This is a genomic window from Sphingomonas phyllosphaerae 5.2, assembly GCF_000419605.1.
In the GTDB taxonomy this organism is placed as follows: Bacteria; Pseudomonadota; Alphaproteobacteria; order Sphingomonadales; family Sphingomonadaceae; genus Sphingomonas; species Sphingomonas phyllosphaerae_B.
The window spans coordinates 1-13977 of sequence record NZ_ATTI01000001.1 but is presented as its reverse complement, the minus strand read 5'-3'; the positions used below and the strand labels follow the sequence as shown (position 1 = coordinate 13977).

At 68.0% G+C, this 13977-nt stretch carries 15 protein-coding genes and 1 tRNA gene; 7 read left to right on the top strand and 9 right to left on the bottom strand.

What is annotated here, in order from left to right; translation table 11 throughout:
* Nucleotides 1-11 precede the first annotated feature (11 nt).
* Entirely contained in the window at nt 12-713 is a 702-nt protein-coding gene (locus SPHPHY_RS0100080) for an RlmE family RNA methyltransferase (RefSeq protein WP_022684675.1), read from the bottom strand.
* Nucleotides 710-1747, bottom strand: coding sequence for a Ppx/GppA phosphatase family protein (locus tag SPHPHY_RS0100075; RefSeq protein ID WP_022684674.1), 1038 nt, complete (start codon nt 1745-1747; stop codon nt 710-712). The genes SPHPHY_RS0100080 and SPHPHY_RS0100075 overlap by 4 nt, the downstream gene beginning before the upstream one ends.
* 142 nt (nt 1748-1889) lie before the next feature.
* On the opposite strand from SPHPHY_RS0100075, the gene SPHPHY_RS0100070 reads away from it, so the two are divergent.
* Nucleotides 1890-1963 (top strand) — tRNA-Gln (locus tag SPHPHY_RS0100070).
* A gap of 200 nt (nt 1964-2163) precedes the next feature.
* Here the strand turns inward: SPHPHY_RS0100070 and SPHPHY_RS0100065 are convergent.
* Together SPHPHY_RS0100065 and SPHPHY_RS0100060 are read right to left on the bottom strand one after the other, a co-directional pair.
* A complete protein-coding gene (locus SPHPHY_RS0100065; protein ID WP_028056304.1) occupies nt 2164-2745 on the bottom strand; it encodes an arylesterase in 582 nt (193 codons plus the stop codon).
* Between the two features lie 246 nt (nt 2746-2991).
* Complete coding sequence (locus SPHPHY_RS0100060) at nt 2992-3582, bottom strand: glutathione S-transferase N-terminal domain-containing protein (protein ID WP_028056303.1); 591 nt, start codon at nt 3580-3582, stop codon at nt 2992-2994.
* 274 nt (nt 3583-3856) lie between these two features.
* Between SPHPHY_RS0100060 and SPHPHY_RS0100055 the strand changes: the two genes are divergently transcribed.
* From SPHPHY_RS0100055 to SPHPHY_RS0100035, 5 genes are all read left to right on the top strand, one after another.
* The gene (locus SPHPHY_RS0100055) at nt 3857-5530 is read left to right on the top strand and encodes a family 43 glycosylhydrolase (RefSeq protein WP_022684671.1); all 1674 of its coding nucleotides are present in this window, start codon (nt 3857-3859) and stop codon (nt 5528-5530) included.
* 107 nt (nt 5531-5637) lie between these two features.
* Nucleotides 5638-6582, top strand: a complete 945-nt coding sequence (gene epsC, locus SPHPHY_RS0100050) for a serine O-acetyltransferase EpsC (protein ID WP_022684670.1) — start codon at nt 5638-5640, stop codon at nt 6580-6582.
* Complete coding sequence (locus SPHPHY_RS0100045) at nt 6575-7315, top strand: gamma-glutamyl-gamma-aminobutyrate hydrolase family protein (protein ID WP_022684669.1); 741 nt, start codon at nt 6575-6577, stop codon at nt 7313-7315. The genes epsC and SPHPHY_RS0100045 overlap by 8 nt, the downstream gene beginning before the upstream one ends.
* Nucleotides 7316-7371: 56 nt before the next feature.
* The gene (locus SPHPHY_RS0100040) at nt 7372-7752 is read left to right on the top strand and encodes a hypothetical protein (protein ID WP_022684668.1); all 381 of its coding nucleotides are present in this window, start codon (nt 7372-7374) and stop codon (nt 7750-7752) included.
* Nucleotides 7753-7816: 64 nt separating this feature from the next.
* Complete coding sequence (locus SPHPHY_RS0100035; protein WP_022684667.1) at nt 7817-9256, top strand: MATE family efflux transporter; 1440 nt, start codon at nt 7817-7819, stop codon at nt 9254-9256.
* A gap of 4 nt (nt 9257-9260) precedes the next feature.
* Here the strand turns inward: SPHPHY_RS0100035 and rpoN are convergent, their stop codons facing one another.
* From rpoN to SPHPHY_RS0100010, 5 genes are all read right to left on the bottom strand, one after another.
* A complete protein-coding gene (gene rpoN, locus SPHPHY_RS0100030) occupies nt 9261-10733 on the bottom strand; it encodes an RNA polymerase factor sigma-54 (protein ID WP_022684666.1) in 1473 nt (490 codons plus the stop codon).
* A 91-nt stretch (nt 10734-10824) separates the two neighbouring features.
* Nucleotides 10825-11619, bottom strand: a complete 795-nt coding sequence (gene lptB / locus SPHPHY_RS0100025; RefSeq protein ID WP_022684665.1) for an LPS export ABC transporter ATP-binding protein — start codon at nt 11617-11619, stop codon at nt 10825-10827.
* Between the two features lie 114 nt (nt 11620-11733).
* Nucleotides 11734-12267 carry an LptA/OstA family protein gene (locus tag SPHPHY_RS0100020; RefSeq protein WP_022684664.1) on the bottom strand — a complete coding sequence of 178 codons (534 nt, stop codon included), beginning with the start codon at nt 12265-12267 and terminating at the stop codon, nt 11734-11736.
* 13 nt (nt 12268-12280) lie between these two features.
* Nucleotides 12281-12913: an LPS export ABC transporter periplasmic protein LptC gene (gene lptC, locus SPHPHY_RS0100015; RefSeq protein WP_022684663.1), complete on the bottom strand. Its 633-nt coding sequence runs from the start codon at nt 12911-12913 to the stop codon at nt 12281-12283.
* Nucleotides 12906-13526, bottom strand: a complete 621-nt coding sequence (locus SPHPHY_RS0100010; RefSeq protein ID WP_022684662.1) for a ribonuclease D — start codon at nt 13524-13526, stop codon at nt 12906-12908. Before SPHPHY_RS0100010 ends, lptC begins: the two co-directional genes overlap by 8 nt.
* A gap of 110 nt (nt 13527-13636) precedes the next feature.
* On the opposite strand from SPHPHY_RS0100010, the gene SPHPHY_RS21620 reads away from it, so the two are divergent.
* Nucleotides 13637-13977, top strand: a 341-nt coding sequence (locus tag SPHPHY_RS21620; protein ID WP_231370309.1) for a hypothetical protein, incomplete at its 3' end; no start/stop codon positions are given.

Sequence of the window (13977 nt, the reverse complement as noted above, 5' to 3'; positions counted from 1 at the left end):
GCTGTGCTAGTCTAGACGGGAGGTGCTGCGTCCTCGTCGTCCGCCGCCCGCGTCACGCGCCCCTTGAAGCCCTGCGCGACCACGAACCATTCGACCGAGCCCTTGCGGCTCGCCGGCGGCTTGGCGTGCTTCACGGTCGTGAAATTGCGCTTCATCTCCGCGACCAGCGCCGAATCGGCGCCGCCCGCGAACACCTTCGATACGAACGTGCCACCCGGCCGCAGCACGTCGACCGCGAAGGCGAGCGCGGTTTCGACCAGCGCCATCGTGCGCAGCGCGTCGGTCTGCGGGTGACCGACGGTGTTGGCGGCCATGTCCGACATCACGAGATCGGGCGCGCCGCCCAGCGCCTCCATCAGCTTGCCCGGGGCGGCATCGTCCATGAAATCCATCTCGAAGATCGTCACGCCGTCGATCGGATCGACCGGCAGCAGGTCGATCCCGACGATCGCGGCGGCGGGCGCCTTGCGGCGGACCACCTGGCTCCAGCCGCCCGGCGCGATGCCGAGGTCGACGACGCGCTTCACGCCTTTCAGCAGCCCGAAGCGTTCGTCCAGTTCGGCCAGCTTGAACGCTGCACGGCTGCGATAGCCCTCCGCGCGGGCGCGGTGGACGTAGGGGTCGTTCAGCTGCCGCTCCAGCCAGCGCGTCGACTGCGCGGTGCGCCGCTTGGCGGTCTTGACGCGCTGCCGCCCTGCACCCGTGCCCCTCACGCGCCCGTCTCCATCAGGCGGCGAAGGATGCCTTCGCGAATGCCGCGGTCGGCAACGCCCAGCCGTTCGGCGGGCCACAGGTCGAGGATGCCCTCCAGGATCGCGCAACCCGCGACGACCAGATCGGCGCGTTCGCGACCGATGCACGGCAGCTTGGCCCGCTCCGCCAGCGACATGCCGGCAAGTTCCTGGCTGATCGCGCGCATCGCCGCGGCGGGCGCGATCAGCCCGTCTACCTGCGAGCGATCGTAGCGCTCCAGCCCCAGATGGACGCTGGCGAGCGTGGTGACGGTGCCGGACGTGCCGAGCAGCCGTGGCGCCTCCGCCGGCCGCGGCAATCGCGCGGCGAACGGGGCGAAGCTTTCGGCCACCAGCGCCCTCATCCGCTTGTAGGCGCGCGCGCGCTCTTCCGCCGTATCGCCGCCGCCCGCGCTTTCGGTGAGCGACACCACGCCCCACGGCGCGGAATGCCAGTCGCGCACTTGCGGCACCGTGGTGTCGGCATCGATCAGCACCAGCTCGGTGGAGCCGCCGCCGATATCGAACACCAGCGCCGGGCCGCTGCCGGGCTCGAGCAGCGCGTGGCAGCCGAGTACAGCGAGTCGCGCTTCTTCCTCGGCGGAGATGATGTCGAGGTGGATGCCGGTTTCCTCCAGCACGCGCGCGATGAACGATGCGCCGTTGCTCGCGCGGCGGCACGCCTCGGTCGCGACCGATCGCGCGAGCGTGACGTTGCGGCGCTTCAGCTTGTCGGCACAAACGCGCAGCGCCGCGATGGTGCGCTCGATCGCGGCATCGGACAGCGCGCCGCTGTGCGCGAGCCCTTCGCCAAGCCGGACGATACGAGAGAACGCGTCGACGACCGCGAAGCCGTCCCCCTGCGGCCGGGCGATCAGCAGCCGGCAATTGTTGGTGCCAAGGTCGAGCGCGGCATAATGCCGCGGCGTGCCCCGCGCGGCGCGGGGCTGAGGTCGGGCCGAACGGGCAGGGCTGTTCGCCTGCCGGTGCGGCAACTGGGCGGTGAGATCCACCATTGCCGTCAACTTTCTTGTATCTTCCGGACCGGATCGCCCCTGCGACCCCCCGGTGCTTGGCCTTCAGGCTACACAGTCGGGATACGCGGGGCAAGGCAGGCGTTGACACGACCGCCGACCGCTTCTAAATGCGCCTTCCTGTTGCCCGATCCTCTAATGGTAAGAGAGCGGACTCTGACTCCGTCAATCAAGGTTCGAGTCCTTGTCGGGCATCCATTTCCCCACTTTCTGACGCCAGGACCCAGCTACTGTGACAGGAGCGAGGGGCGTGTCGCGTCGGCCTGCTGATTTGATCGCGACCGCAAGCGGGTCGGGATATTCAAGCATCGGGGCTGCTATTCGAATCGCGGCGGCTCAGCTGGAAAGGAACCGTCTTCAGCTGCGGGGCGGCACCCGTCGTGCGCGGTGCACGCAGGTCACTTGCGGCACTGACGGTCGAGCACTGCGACGACACTCGGCAAAAGATGCGCTACGACCATCTCGATCGCCTTGCCGTTCGGGTGCAGGCGGTCCGGCAGGGTCAATTGAGGGTTTCCCATGACGCCGGGTGGGAAGAACGGAGCCTGGTCGGCGCCATGCCTTGTCGCGACGTCGGCGAACATTCCCTCGTAGCGCGCCGCAAACGCCTCGAAAAAGGGCGGAACCTCGAAGGTCGCCAACAAAGCGGCGATGCCGCACGATGTGAGCATGGAAAGAATCTGGTTCAGATTGGACCTGGTTTGAACAGGGGCGATACCGCGTAGCAGGTCGTTCGCGCCAAGCTCGACAATCGCAAGATCGGGCTTGCGGACGAGGCTGCTTAGCAGGCGGGGAAGCCTTTGCAGCGCATCCGCGGTGGTATCGCCGGACACGCCGGCATTTTGCACAACGGCGGTCGGATGTCGCTCTCGCAGGGCATGTTGCAGCTTCGCGGTGAACGACGCGGTGGCCGGCAGGCCGTAGCCAGCCGTCAGGCTATCTCCAAGCGCGAGCACATAGGGCGATGGATGCATGAGCATGAATCATATGTAGGCGTGGCTGCACGATCTTCAGCCGTGCGACGAACGGCGGGCTATCGAAAATCAGCGCGGCATCGGCTCGTGGATCGGTTCCGCCAGGTAACGCAGCCGTTCTGGGCCGACGTATTGCTACTTCCACGATACGTCCTGACGAAGAGCAAGCACCGATACGGCGCTGACAACCGCGCAGTCGCCGGTCTGCGGACGACCGCCCCGACATGGGCAGGGCGGCCATCCACTCACGCATCAGGCCTGGATCAGTCCTTCGTGCGTCATTGCCTTTCGCACCGCAGGACGCTCCATCATCCGGTCACGCAATTTCTCGAGTTTGGCGGGCACCTCGATCCCGTTCTTTTGTGCCCACAGCAGCATGACAAATAGATAGCAGTCGGCGGCGCTCACGGTGTCGCCCAACAAATAGTCACCTTCCATCGTATCGGCGAGCCAGGTCATCCGCCGGACGATCGTCTCGCCTGCCTTCGCTTTCTCGTCTTCGCCACCACCTGCGAAGAAGGGTTTGAACCCCTTGTGGATCTCGGTCGAGATATAGGCGAGTGCCTGGAGCAGATGCGTGTGCCCCATCGCGCCGGCGGGTTTCAGCGCGCCGTCCTGATGGGCGATCCAATCGAGGATAGCGACGTTCTCGGTGATCGTTTCGCCGCTGTCCAGCGTCAGCGCCGGCACATAGCCTTTGGGATTGATGGTCAGGAAGTCCTCACCGTCTTCGGTCTTCTTGGCTTTCAGATCGACCTTCTCGTGCTCGAAGGTGAGCCCGGCTTCATGCAGCGCGATATGGCCGGACAGGCTGCAGGCGCCGGGTGAAAAATAGAGCTTCATCATTCTCTCCTCACGATCGACCGGGCAACGCATCAAAGTGGCTGGGGGGCCCCGCCGGACGAAGCACCTCGTCGTGATCGGAGCCACGTCGACTGCCGGAATCCGGTCGCCGGGCTGACGCTGCTCGTGCTGCTGCTGACTGCGATGATCTGGCCGGCGCAGCGGAGGCGAGCGGGGCGCTTCGTTCCCGTTACGCGACAGCGCTGGTCGGCGTGGGCCGACCTCCGCGCTCTTGCGATGATAGCGCTAACGTCTACTCTGCCGTCAAAATGTGGTGGAGAGGATCGTGGGCGTTTATCAACGGAACAGGGCTGCGGCGTGGGCGGCGGCGATCGGCGCGGCGGTGCTCGGCACTGCGGCGAGTGCGCAGGTCGCGCGGTTCGAGCGCTTCACCTATCAGGGCAAGGCGCAGGAGCGGGTCGCCGCCGCGCCCGGCGATTTTCGCAACCCCATTCTATCCGGCTATTACCCCGACCCGTCGGTGACGCGCGTCGGTGACGATTATTATCTCGTCAACTCGTCGTTCGCGCATTTTCCCGGGCTTCCGGTGTTCCGGTCGAAGGACCTGGTCAACTGGGTGCAGATCGGCAACGCGATCGACCGGCCAGGGCAACTCGACTTCACCGGACGGCGCGTGTCGCAGGCGGTCTTCGCGCCCGACATCTCATTTCACGATGGCACCTTCTACATCGTCAACACCTGCGTCGAATGCGGGGGCAATTTCGTCATCACGGCCAAGGATCCGGCCGGGCCATGGTCGCAGCCGACATGGCTGCCGTTCGAGGGGATCGATCCGTCGATTTACTGGGAGGGCGACCGCGCCTTTATCGTCAACAATCGCGCGCCGGCCGAGCCGCCGCGCTACGACGGTCATCGCGCATTGTGGGTGCAGGAATTCGACTGGCGCGCCGGCCGGATGATCGGCGAAAGCACGCAATTGGTGAACGGCGGCGTCGATCTCGCGACGCAGCCGGTGTGGATCGAGGGACCGCACCTGCTCAAGAAAGACGGCTTCTACTATCTGACCGCGGCCGAGGGCGGCACCGGTGACAATCACTCGCAGGTCGTGTTCCGCGCGAACAGCCTGCGCGGACCGTTCGTGCCCTATGCCGGCAACCCGATCCTGACGCAGCGCGACCTGCCCGCCGACCGCGCGAACCCCGTGACCTCGGCAGGGCATGCCAAGCTGGTGCAGACGCAGAACGGCGACTGGTGGGCGACCTTTCTCGCGACGCGGCCGTACGGAGACGGCCGCTACAACATCGGGCGCGAGACGTTCCTGCTGCCGGTGACGTGGCGGGGCGGCTGGCCGCACATACTGGAGCGCAACACCGCGATCCCGTTCGTCGTGCCACGCCCGAAGCTGGCCGCCGGGCCGGTGCCGGTGCTGCCGACCAGTGGCGACTTCGGCTATGTTGATGCGTTCGCGGGTGACAGGCTGGCGATGCAGTGGATCGGCATCCGCACGCCCGGGCAACGCTTCTGGCGGATCGCGGATGGGGCGCTGGAGCTGCAACCGGGCGCCCGTTTCGGCGACCTGAACGGCGTGCCGTCGTTCGTCGGCCGGCGGCAACAGCATCACGTCGCGACGGTATCGGTGACGATGCGCTACGTGCCGGCGCGCGACGGCGCCCGCGCCGGGCTGGCGGCGGTGCAGAACGATCGCTCGCTGTTGCTGTTCGGCGTGACGCAGGCCGCGGGCAAGCCGGTGGTCGCGCTATGGACCCGCGCCGGGGCGGACCGCGATACGCTGGTCGCAACTGCGCCGATCGACCCGCGCAAGCCGGTGGCGCTGACCATCCGCGCCGAAGGCGGCACGATGGCGTTCGATTACGCCAATGGCGGCAAGGGCATGACGCTGAAAAACGGGGTCGACGTGCGGTTCCTGAGCACGAAGGACGCCGGCGGATTCGTCGGCACGGTGATCGGGCCGTTCGACGAACCATGAGTGCGGATCGCCGCGGCTGACGGGGCAGCACAGCTTGGGGGCGGGTAATGTGCTTCTTTCAAGACCTATTCGATCGGTAGGATATGATGGCCGCGAAAGGACGGCCCATGACCCGATCTGCCGGCGGCGTACCGGTCACCGATGCGCTTGCAGCGTTGCGCAGCGCCCGTCACGACTGGCGCACGCGCCACGATGCGGGGCACGATCCCGCCAGTTTCCCGTCGCGCGGCGCGATGGAGCGGGTGGTCGAACTGCTCGCCGCAGCCCTCTATCCGCGCCGGCTCGGACACTTTCGCGGCGTGCCGGCGGACGAGGATAGCTTCGTCGCCGCCAAGCTGCTCGCCGCGGTCACCGAGCTGGAGCGCGAGATCGCCGCCGAACTCGGCTATTGGCAGGCGGAGGCAAGCAGCGGCCGCTTCGACCCCGACCAGCCGGCGACGATCGTGCGGCTGTTCGTCGCCGGCCTCGGCGATGTGCGGCGCCTGATCGACAGCGACGTGGAGGCGGCGTTCCTGGGTGACCCCGCCGCGCGCAGTGCCGACGAGATCCTCGTCTGCTATCCCGGCGCGATCGCCAGCCTGCATCATCGCATCGCGCACCCGCTCTATGAACTGGGTGCGCCGATCGTGGCGCGGCTGGTGTCGGAACTCGCCAACGAGCGGACCGGCATCGACATTCACCCCGGCGCGACGATCGGCGCATCGTTCTTCATCGACCATGGCACCGGCGTCGTGATCGGCGAGACCGCGATCATCGGCGAGCGCGTCCGGCTTTACCAGCACGTCACGCTCGGCGCGCGCACCCCGCGCGGCGATGATCCCGACCGGCCGCGCACCCGCTACGCGCGACACCCGATCGTGGAGGACGACGTGGTGATCTATGCCGGGGCGACGATCCTCGGGCGGGTGACCATCGGGCAGGGCGCGATGATCGGCGGTAACGTGTGGCTGCTGGACGACGTGCCGGCCGGACGAACGGTGGTGCAGCCGGAGGCGCTGGTGCTGGACGATGCAGTCGGTTGGCGCGTCCGCGAGGACCTGCGCGATGCGTGAGGCGCGCAAGCCGGTGATCGGCGTATTGTGCTGCAATGAAGTGGCGCAACGCCCGGTGCAGGTCGCGGCGAGCCGCTTCGTCGCGCCGTTGGCGCGCATATCGGACGCGTGCGTGCTGCTGGTCCCGGCGATCGCCGCGGCATGTGATGCGCGGGTGGTGGCCGGGCATCTCGACGGCCTGTTGCTGACCGGATCGCGCTCGAACGTCGCGCCGACGCGGTACGGCGCGGAGAGCGATGCGGACGGCGGCACGCTCGATCACGAACGTGACGAGGTGGCGCTGACGCTCGCCGACGCGATGATCGGAGCGGGCAAGCCGGTGTTCGGGATCTGCCGCGGGATGCAGGAGATCAACGTGCTGTTCGGCGGTACGCTGTCGGGCGAGAGATGCTGCGGCCGGCATTTGCGTGGCGGGTGGGACCAGAGCGACTATGCCGCCCTGTTCGATCATCGCCACGATGTGCGGCTCACGGACGGTGGCGTATTGGCGCAGGCGACGGGCGCGCGGCGGCTGTCGGTGCACTCGGTGCACGAGCAGGCGATCGAGCGACTGGGAAGCGGGCTGTCGGTCGAGGCGCTGTCCAGCGAGGACGGCGTAATCGAGGCGGTGGCGGCACGCCCGTGCGGCGCCGACGTGCTGGCGGTGCAATGGCATCCCGAATGGGACGTCGACAACAGCGACGGCAGCCGCGCGTTCTTCACGCTGATCGGACGCGCGCTGCGCGGACACTGACGCAACAAAGCTGCGCGCTGGCGAATTGATCGCGTACCATCCGACGGAGACCGACCATGAAGACGCTTGCCCTGATCGTCCCGCTGACCGCATTGGCGCTGGCCGCCTGTTCGGATCGCGCCGAGGATCACGCGGAGCGGACCGGCAACGCCATCGCCGCCGATGTCGAGCGCGCGTCGGACAATGTCGCGCAAAGCGTCGACGGGCTTACCGACACGCTCGCCAACCATGTCGCCAACCGCGTCGACGGGCTGGCGGCGGACCAGCTCGATCGGGCCGCGGACCGGATCGACGCCGCCTCGGATCGGCTGGAGGACGAGGTGCGCCGCCGCGCCGACACCGCGCGTGATCGCGCCGGGGCGGCATTGCAGGGTGCCGGCGACGACCTGCGCGACCGCGACGAGCGCGCCCCTGCGCCGGTGCGCGACGGCCGCTGACCGTTCCGCTGTCGCCCGGCCGCGAAGCGGGCTACACCGCCGCGGCAAGGGACGGGGAAACGGGATGGGACGCGCGCCGCAACGGGATCTGACCACCGGACCGATCGGGCGCACCCTGCTGCTGTTCGCGCTGCCGACGCTTGGCTCCAGCATCCTGCAATCGCTCAACGGCTCGATCAACGCGATATGGATCGGGCAATTCCTGGGCGAGCGCGCGCTGGCCGCGACCACGAACGCCAACATCATCATGTTCCTGCTGATCGCGGCGGTCTTCGGCTTCGGCATGGCCGCCACGATCCTGATCGGGCAGAACATGGGACGGCGCGACGTGGACGCGATGCGGCGCGTGCTCGGCACCTCGCTTGGGCTGTTCACCGTGCTGTCGATCGCGACCGTCGTTGTCGGGCTGTTCGCGGCGCCGGCGATCCTGCGCGTACTGGCGACTCCGGCAGAGGTCTATCCGCTCGCGCTCGCCTATCTGCGCGTGATCTTTGTGGCGATGGTGCCGGGGTTCCTGACGGTGCTGCTGACGATGGCGCTGCGGGGTACGGGCGATTCGATCACGCCGCTGAAGTTCATGGCGTTGGGCTCGGTGGTCGATGTCGCGCTGAATCCGCTGCTGATCCGCGGGTTCGGCCCGATCCCGGCGCTGGGGATCGAGGGATCGGCGCTCGCCACACTGATCGCCAATGGCGTGTCGCTCGTCGCGCTGCTCGTCTTCATCTATGCCCGCGACCTGCCGATCCGGCTGCGTGGCGCGGAGTGGCGCTACATCGTGCCCGACCGCGCGCTGCTGCGTACGATCGTGATCAAGGGCGTGCCGATGGGGTTGCAGATGCTGGTCGTCTCGACCTCGGCGCTGGCGATGATCGGGCTCGTCAACCGCCACGGCACCGCGACCACCGCTGCTTACGGCGCCGCGAACCAGCTATGGACCTACGTGCAGATGCCCGCGATGGCGGTGGGTGCAGCCGTCAGCGCGATGGCCGCGCAGAACATCGGCGCAGGGGCATGGGACAGGGTGGGGCGGATCACGCGCGTCGGCATCCTCACCAATCTGGCGCTGACCGGCGGTCTGGTCGCGATCCTGACGGTGCTCGACCGGCATATCCTGTGGCTGTTCCTCGGGCAGGACAGCGCCGCCGTCGGCATCGCGACGCGGATCAACCTGATCGCGGGATGGAGCTTCGTGCTGTTCGGCGTCTCGATGGTGCTGTCCGCCACGGTGCGCGCCAACGGCGCCGTCATCGGTCCGCTGGTGATCCTGGCGGCGGCGATGTTCCCGCTCCGGCTGGGGATGGCGGCGGGGCTGGAACCGTCATGGGGATCCGACGCGATCTGGTGGAGCTTCCCGGCCGGATCGATGGGGTCGATGTTGCTGATGATCGGCTATTATCGCCACGGCGGTTGGCGGCGCGGGCGGTTGCCGGCGGCGCCGCCCGAAGGCGCGGAAAAGGCGATGGCGGATTGCGAACCCGCGGCAAAGCCGATGCCGGTCGGCTAGGCGCTCAAACGCCCTGAAGCGTGCGGGCGCGGCGGCGCTGGACCGAGCTGCCGATCCCCATCGCTTCGCGATATTTGGCGACGGTGCGACGCGCGATGTCGAAGCCCTTCGCGTTCAGCTGCTCGACCAGCGTGTCGTCGGAAAGGATCGTCGCGCCTTCGCCGGCGATCAATGCCCGGATCGCGCTTTTGACCGCCTCGGCCGACACCGCGTCGCCGCCGTCGGCCGCAGCGATCGCCGAGGTGAAGAAGTATTTCAGCTCGAACACGCCGCGCGCGCAGGTCAGGTATTTGTTGCTCGTCACGCGGCTGACGGTCGATTCATGCAGGTCGATCGCATCGGCGACCTGGCGCAGCGTCAGTGGACGCAGGTGCGCGACGCCGCGCAGGAAGAATGCTTCCTGCTGACGCACGATCTCGGTCGCGACGCGGATGATCGTGCGCTGCCGCTGGTCGAGCGCCTTGACCAGCCAGTTCGCACTGGCCAGCTTCTCGGCGAGCCATACCTTCCCGGCCTTGTCCTGCGCGCCGCCGGCAAGCTCGTGGTAATAGCCCTTGTTGACCAGCACGCGCGGCAGCGTGGCGGCGTTCAGCTCGATCGCCCAGCCGCGCGCGGTGCGCGTCACCGACAGGTCCGGTATCACCGGCGCGGGCGGATCGCCGCCATAGCGGCAGCCGGGCTTGGGATCATAGGCGCGCAGCTCGCGGATCATGTCCGCCATATCCTCGTCGTCCACCTGGCACAGCCGCTTGAGCCGGGTGATGTCGCCGCGCGCCAGCAGGTCGAGGTGATCGAGCAGTCGCGCCATGCACGGATCGTAGCGATCCGCTTCGCGCGCCTGGATCGCGAGGCACTCGGCCAGGTCTCGCGCGCCGACGCCGGTCGGTTCGAACCGCTGGATCGCCGCCAGCACCGCTGCGACGCGGTCGGTCTGCACCCCGAGCCGCGCCGCAATGTCGTCGACCGCGGCGCGCAGGTAACCGGCCTCGTCGATCTGGTCGATCAGCGCGCGCGCGATGAAAAATTCCGCCTCGTCGAAGGTCGCGCCGGCCTGCGCAAGCAGCACGTCGGCGAGGCTCTCGCTGGTGTCGGCGAACGAGTCGAGATCGGGTGCCTCGCCGGAGCCGCTGGTGGGCGCGGCGCTGGACGAGAGGCCGGCATGATCGGAGGGCGAATCATCGAACCGTTCGGCGGCGATGTCGACGTCGAGCGATTCGCCCGCGGCCTCGCCCGCCATCACCAGTTCGTCGGCGCCGGCGGGTTCGTCGCGGGTCGGCGTTTCGGCGGGGGCAGGGGCTTCGGGCGTATCCTCGCTGCCGCTGGTGGCGTCGAGCAGCGGGTTGCGCTCCAGCTCCTCGGCGATGACGCCTTCGATCTCCAGGTTGCTCAGCGCCAGCAGCTTGATCGCCTGCTGGAGCTGCGGCGTCATCACCAGCGATTGCGACTGGCGCAGATCGAGACGCGGGGCGAGGCTCATGCTGTCAGACGCCGCCCGGTCGAAGACTGGCACCCGCGGCTACCGAGGCGTGCTTGCGATGCAAGATCCGGGCAGCGGGCACCTCCATGGCCTACAGCGCGAAGTCCTCGCCCAGGTAGAGCCGGCGGACGTTTTCGTCGCGCACCAGTTCCTCCGGGCTGCCGGTGAACAGGACCTTGCCATCGTAGATGATGTAGGCGCGATCGACGATGTCGAGCGTCTCGCGAACGTTGTGGTCGGTGATCAGCACACCGATACCGCGTTCCTTCAACTGACAGACCAGGTTGCGGATATCGGCGATCGAGATCGGATCGATGCCTGCGAACGGCTCGTCAAGCAGCATGATCGATGGGTCGGCGGCCAGGGCACGTGCGATCTCGGCGCGCCTCCGCTCCCCGCCGGACAACGCCATCGCCGGCGCGTCGCGCAACCGGGCGAGGCCGAAGTCGTCGAGCAGGCGCTCCAGCTTCTCGGTGCGCGCGGCGGCGTCGGGCTCGGCGAGTTCGAGGACGGTCGATATGTTCTTCTCGATCGTCAGCCCGCGGAAGATCGACGTCTCCTGCGGCAGATAGCCAAGCCCGAGGATCGCGCGGCGGTACATCGGCAATCCGGTGATGTCGTCGCCGTCCAGCATGATGCGGCCCGAATCGGGCTTCACCAGCCCCATCACCGAATAGAAGCAGGTCGTCTTGCCGGCACCGTTCGGGCCGAGCAGCCCGATCACCTCGCCACGCCCGACGGACACCGACACGTCCGTCAGCACGACGCGCTTGTCATAGCTTTTGGCGATCGACACGACCTGCAGCCCGCTGCCGACCTCCGCCTCGTGGATCGGCGCCACGCGGGTCAGTTCCTGGTGATCCAGCGATGTGGTCGTGCCGTCCATCGTGCTTCGCCTTCCCAGAACGGGGTTATATTTTCGCTAACGCGCGCGTGATTGGCAGGCTTCATGCATGAAGCAGGCGCGGGCGTGAAGCCCCACCGCGCCCCGACCGCGCGATCAGTTGCGCTTGGGCACCGAGAAGGTGCCGGTCACGCGGCCGTTCGGGGCCTGCGTCGTGGTGCCGCCGCTACCGGTGCCGCCACCCGCCACCGACGATCCGTCGATCACGGCCCGCCCGGTGTCGAGGTTGATGGTCAGCCGCCCGCCGTTCACGGTGTTGCCGGCCTGCGTCAGCCGCACCGACCCCAGCATCGTGATGACGCGGCGGTTCAGGTCATAGACGCCGAACTGGCTACGTGCGGTCTGGTCAGGCCGTACCACCGTCACCCCGCCACTCGCGTCGAGGCGCGAGACCTGCGGATTGCCGCCGATCACCTGACCGGTGTAGGCGACGGTCATCCGCTGCGCGGTCAGCGTCATCGCGCCCTGCCGAACCTTGACGTTGCCCGCGAGCACCGCGCGATTGGCGCGATCCTGCAACTCGATATGATCGGCCCCGAAGTCGATCGGAGCATTGGTGTCGTGGCGCGTCTGCGCGGCCGCCGGAGCGGCGATGAGCGACAGGAAGGCAAAGGCGGCTGGGCGCGACATGCGGAGGGCTTCTCTATCGTCTCGGGGTGAACCGCAAGCGCGCATTGCCGTCGAGCGTGACGGAGCGCGCTTCCAGGTCGGCGCTCATCCGGTCGCCGCGGAACGTGCCCTGCCGCACGGTGCCGCTCGCCGTCCCGGTGGAACGCAGCTTGCGCGTCTTGAGGTCGACCACCGCATTGTTGGTGTCGAGCGTGTAGTTGTTGGGACCGCGCACCTTGATCGGGCCGTCGACGTTCACCTGCTCGCTGTCCATGTCGTAGCGGCCGGTCGGCGCGGTCATCGTCGCCGGGCCGTCCGACAGTTTCACCGCCGCGGCGAGGTCGGCGATGCGCACGATCGGCTCCGCCGAACTCTTCTGGATCGCCGAGCCGGCATCCAGCTCGAACGGCTGCCCCTTGGCATCGGTGCCACGGTAACGCGCCTGCTGGAGCTTCATCCGCTCCTTGGCGACCGCGACCCGGTTCTTGTCGAGCACGAACGATGCGTCGCCGCCCATCGTCAGCGGTGCCATGACCAGAAACGCGAACAGCACGCCGATCGAAACGGGCAGCGCGCGGTTGGCGATCGCGATGATGCGATCGTGCCGCCCGCCGGGCTGGGCCCAGCGTTGCCGTTCGGACCGCACGCGCAGCGCGACCTCAGACATGTGCGAAGATGTCCACCTCGGGCCAGCCCGCCAGGTCCAGTTCGGCACGTGCCGGCAGGAAATCGAAGCACGCCTGCGCCAATTCGGTGCGCCCCTCGCGCGCCAGCCGGCGATCGAGCTCTTCGCGCAGACGGTGCAGGTAACGAACGTCGGATGCGGCATAGTCGCGCTGCGCGTCGCTCAGCACCGGCCCGCCCCAGTCGGACGACTGCTGCTGCTTCGAGATGTCCTGACCCAGCAATTCGCGCACCAGTTCCTTCAGCCCGTGGCGATCGGTGTAGGTCCGCACCAACCGCGACGCGATCTTGGTGCAATAGACGGGCGCCGCCACGACATTCAGATAGTGGCGCAGCGCCGCGATATCGAACCGGCCGAAATGATACAGCTTCAGCCGCGCCGGATCGGCCAGCACCGCCCGCAGCACCGGCGCGGCATAGTCGCTGCCGGGCGAGAAGCGCACGAGATGCTCGTCGCCGCCGCCATCGGACAATTGCACCAGGCACAGCCGGTCGCGCGGGGTGATGAGCCCCATCGTCTCGGTATCCACCGCGATCGCGGCGCCGGGAGCGAACACGTCGCCCGGCAAGTCTTCCTCATGCAGATGTACAGCCATGACCGGCCTGTAGCGGGCCGACCCGCGCGGCTCAATCGCTTCGTGAGTCGCACGTGCGGGCACGACGGAACGTGGCAACAATGCGACCGGTCCGCGGCAATCGACGGTTCGTGCCGGAAAAGATGCGCAAAACGATTCGCAGGATAGCCGAAGATGGGCTATGGGGACGGTTGAGGCGCAGTAGGTCCTGTGCCCAGGGAGCCGCGTTCGCCGTCCTGCGCGTGGCCCTGATGGAAGTGTTCGGGCGGACCGGGAAGACGAACAGGGTTATGGGTTACGACAAGGGCGGCCGCGGGCAGCGCGGCGGGCGTGGGCGCGACAAGCGCGATGGTTTCGGCGGCGGCAGTGACGATTTCGGCGGCGGCGGCAGTGGTTTCGGCGGCGGCGGCTTCGGTGGCGGCTTCGAGGATCGCGGCAGCGGCGGCGGCGGTTTCGGCGGCGGTCGTAGCTT

Bases quoted from the DNA above. Each gene is read 5' to 3' on its own strand.
- SPHPHY_RS0100020 (WP_022684664.1), bottom strand. From the start codon at position 12,267: ATGTCGCGCCCAGCCGCCTTTGCCTTCCTGTCGCTCATCGCCGCTCCG.
- SPHPHY_RS0100045 (WP_022684669.1), top strand. From the start codon at position 6,575: ATGCGTGAGGCGCGCAAGCCGGTGATCGGCGTATTGTGCTGCAATGAA.
- SPHPHY_RS0100060 (WP_028056303.1), bottom strand. From the start codon at position 3,582: ATGAAGCTCTATTTTTCACCCGGCGCCTGCAGCCTGTCCGGCCATATC.
- epsC (WP_022684670.1), top strand. From the start codon at position 5,638: ATGACCCGATCTGCCGGCGGCGTACCGGTCACCGATGCGCTTGCAGCG.
- SPHPHY_RS0100035 (WP_022684667.1), top strand. From the start codon at position 7,817: ATGGGACGCGCGCCGCAACGGGATCTGACCACCGGACCGATCGGGCGC.
- SPHPHY_RS0100065 (WP_028056304.1), bottom strand. From the start codon at position 2,745: ATGCTCATGCATCCATCGCCCTATGTGCTCGCGCTTGGAGATAGCCTG.
- SPHPHY_RS0100075 (WP_022684674.1), bottom strand. From the start codon at position 1,747: ATGGTGGATCTCACCGCCCAGTTGCCGCACCGGCAGGCGAACAGCCCT.
- lptC (WP_022684663.1), bottom strand. From the start codon at position 12,913: ATGTCTGAGGTCGCGCTGCGCGTGCGGTCCGAACGGCAACGCTGGGCC.
- SPHPHY_RS0100010 (WP_022684662.1), bottom strand. From the start codon at position 13,526: ATGGCTGTACATCTGCATGAGGAAGACTTGCCGGGCGACGTGTTCGCT.
- lptB (WP_022684665.1), bottom strand. From the start codon at position 11,619: ATGGACGGCACGACCACATCGCTGGATCACCAGGAACTGACCCGCGTG.
- rpoN (WP_022684666.1), bottom strand. From the start codon at position 10,733: ATGAGCCTCGCCCCGCGTCTCGATCTGCGCCAGTCGCAATCGCTGGTG.
- SPHPHY_RS0100040 (WP_022684668.1), top strand. From the start codon at position 7,372: ATGAAGACGCTTGCCCTGATCGTCCCGCTGACCGCATTGGCGCTGGCC.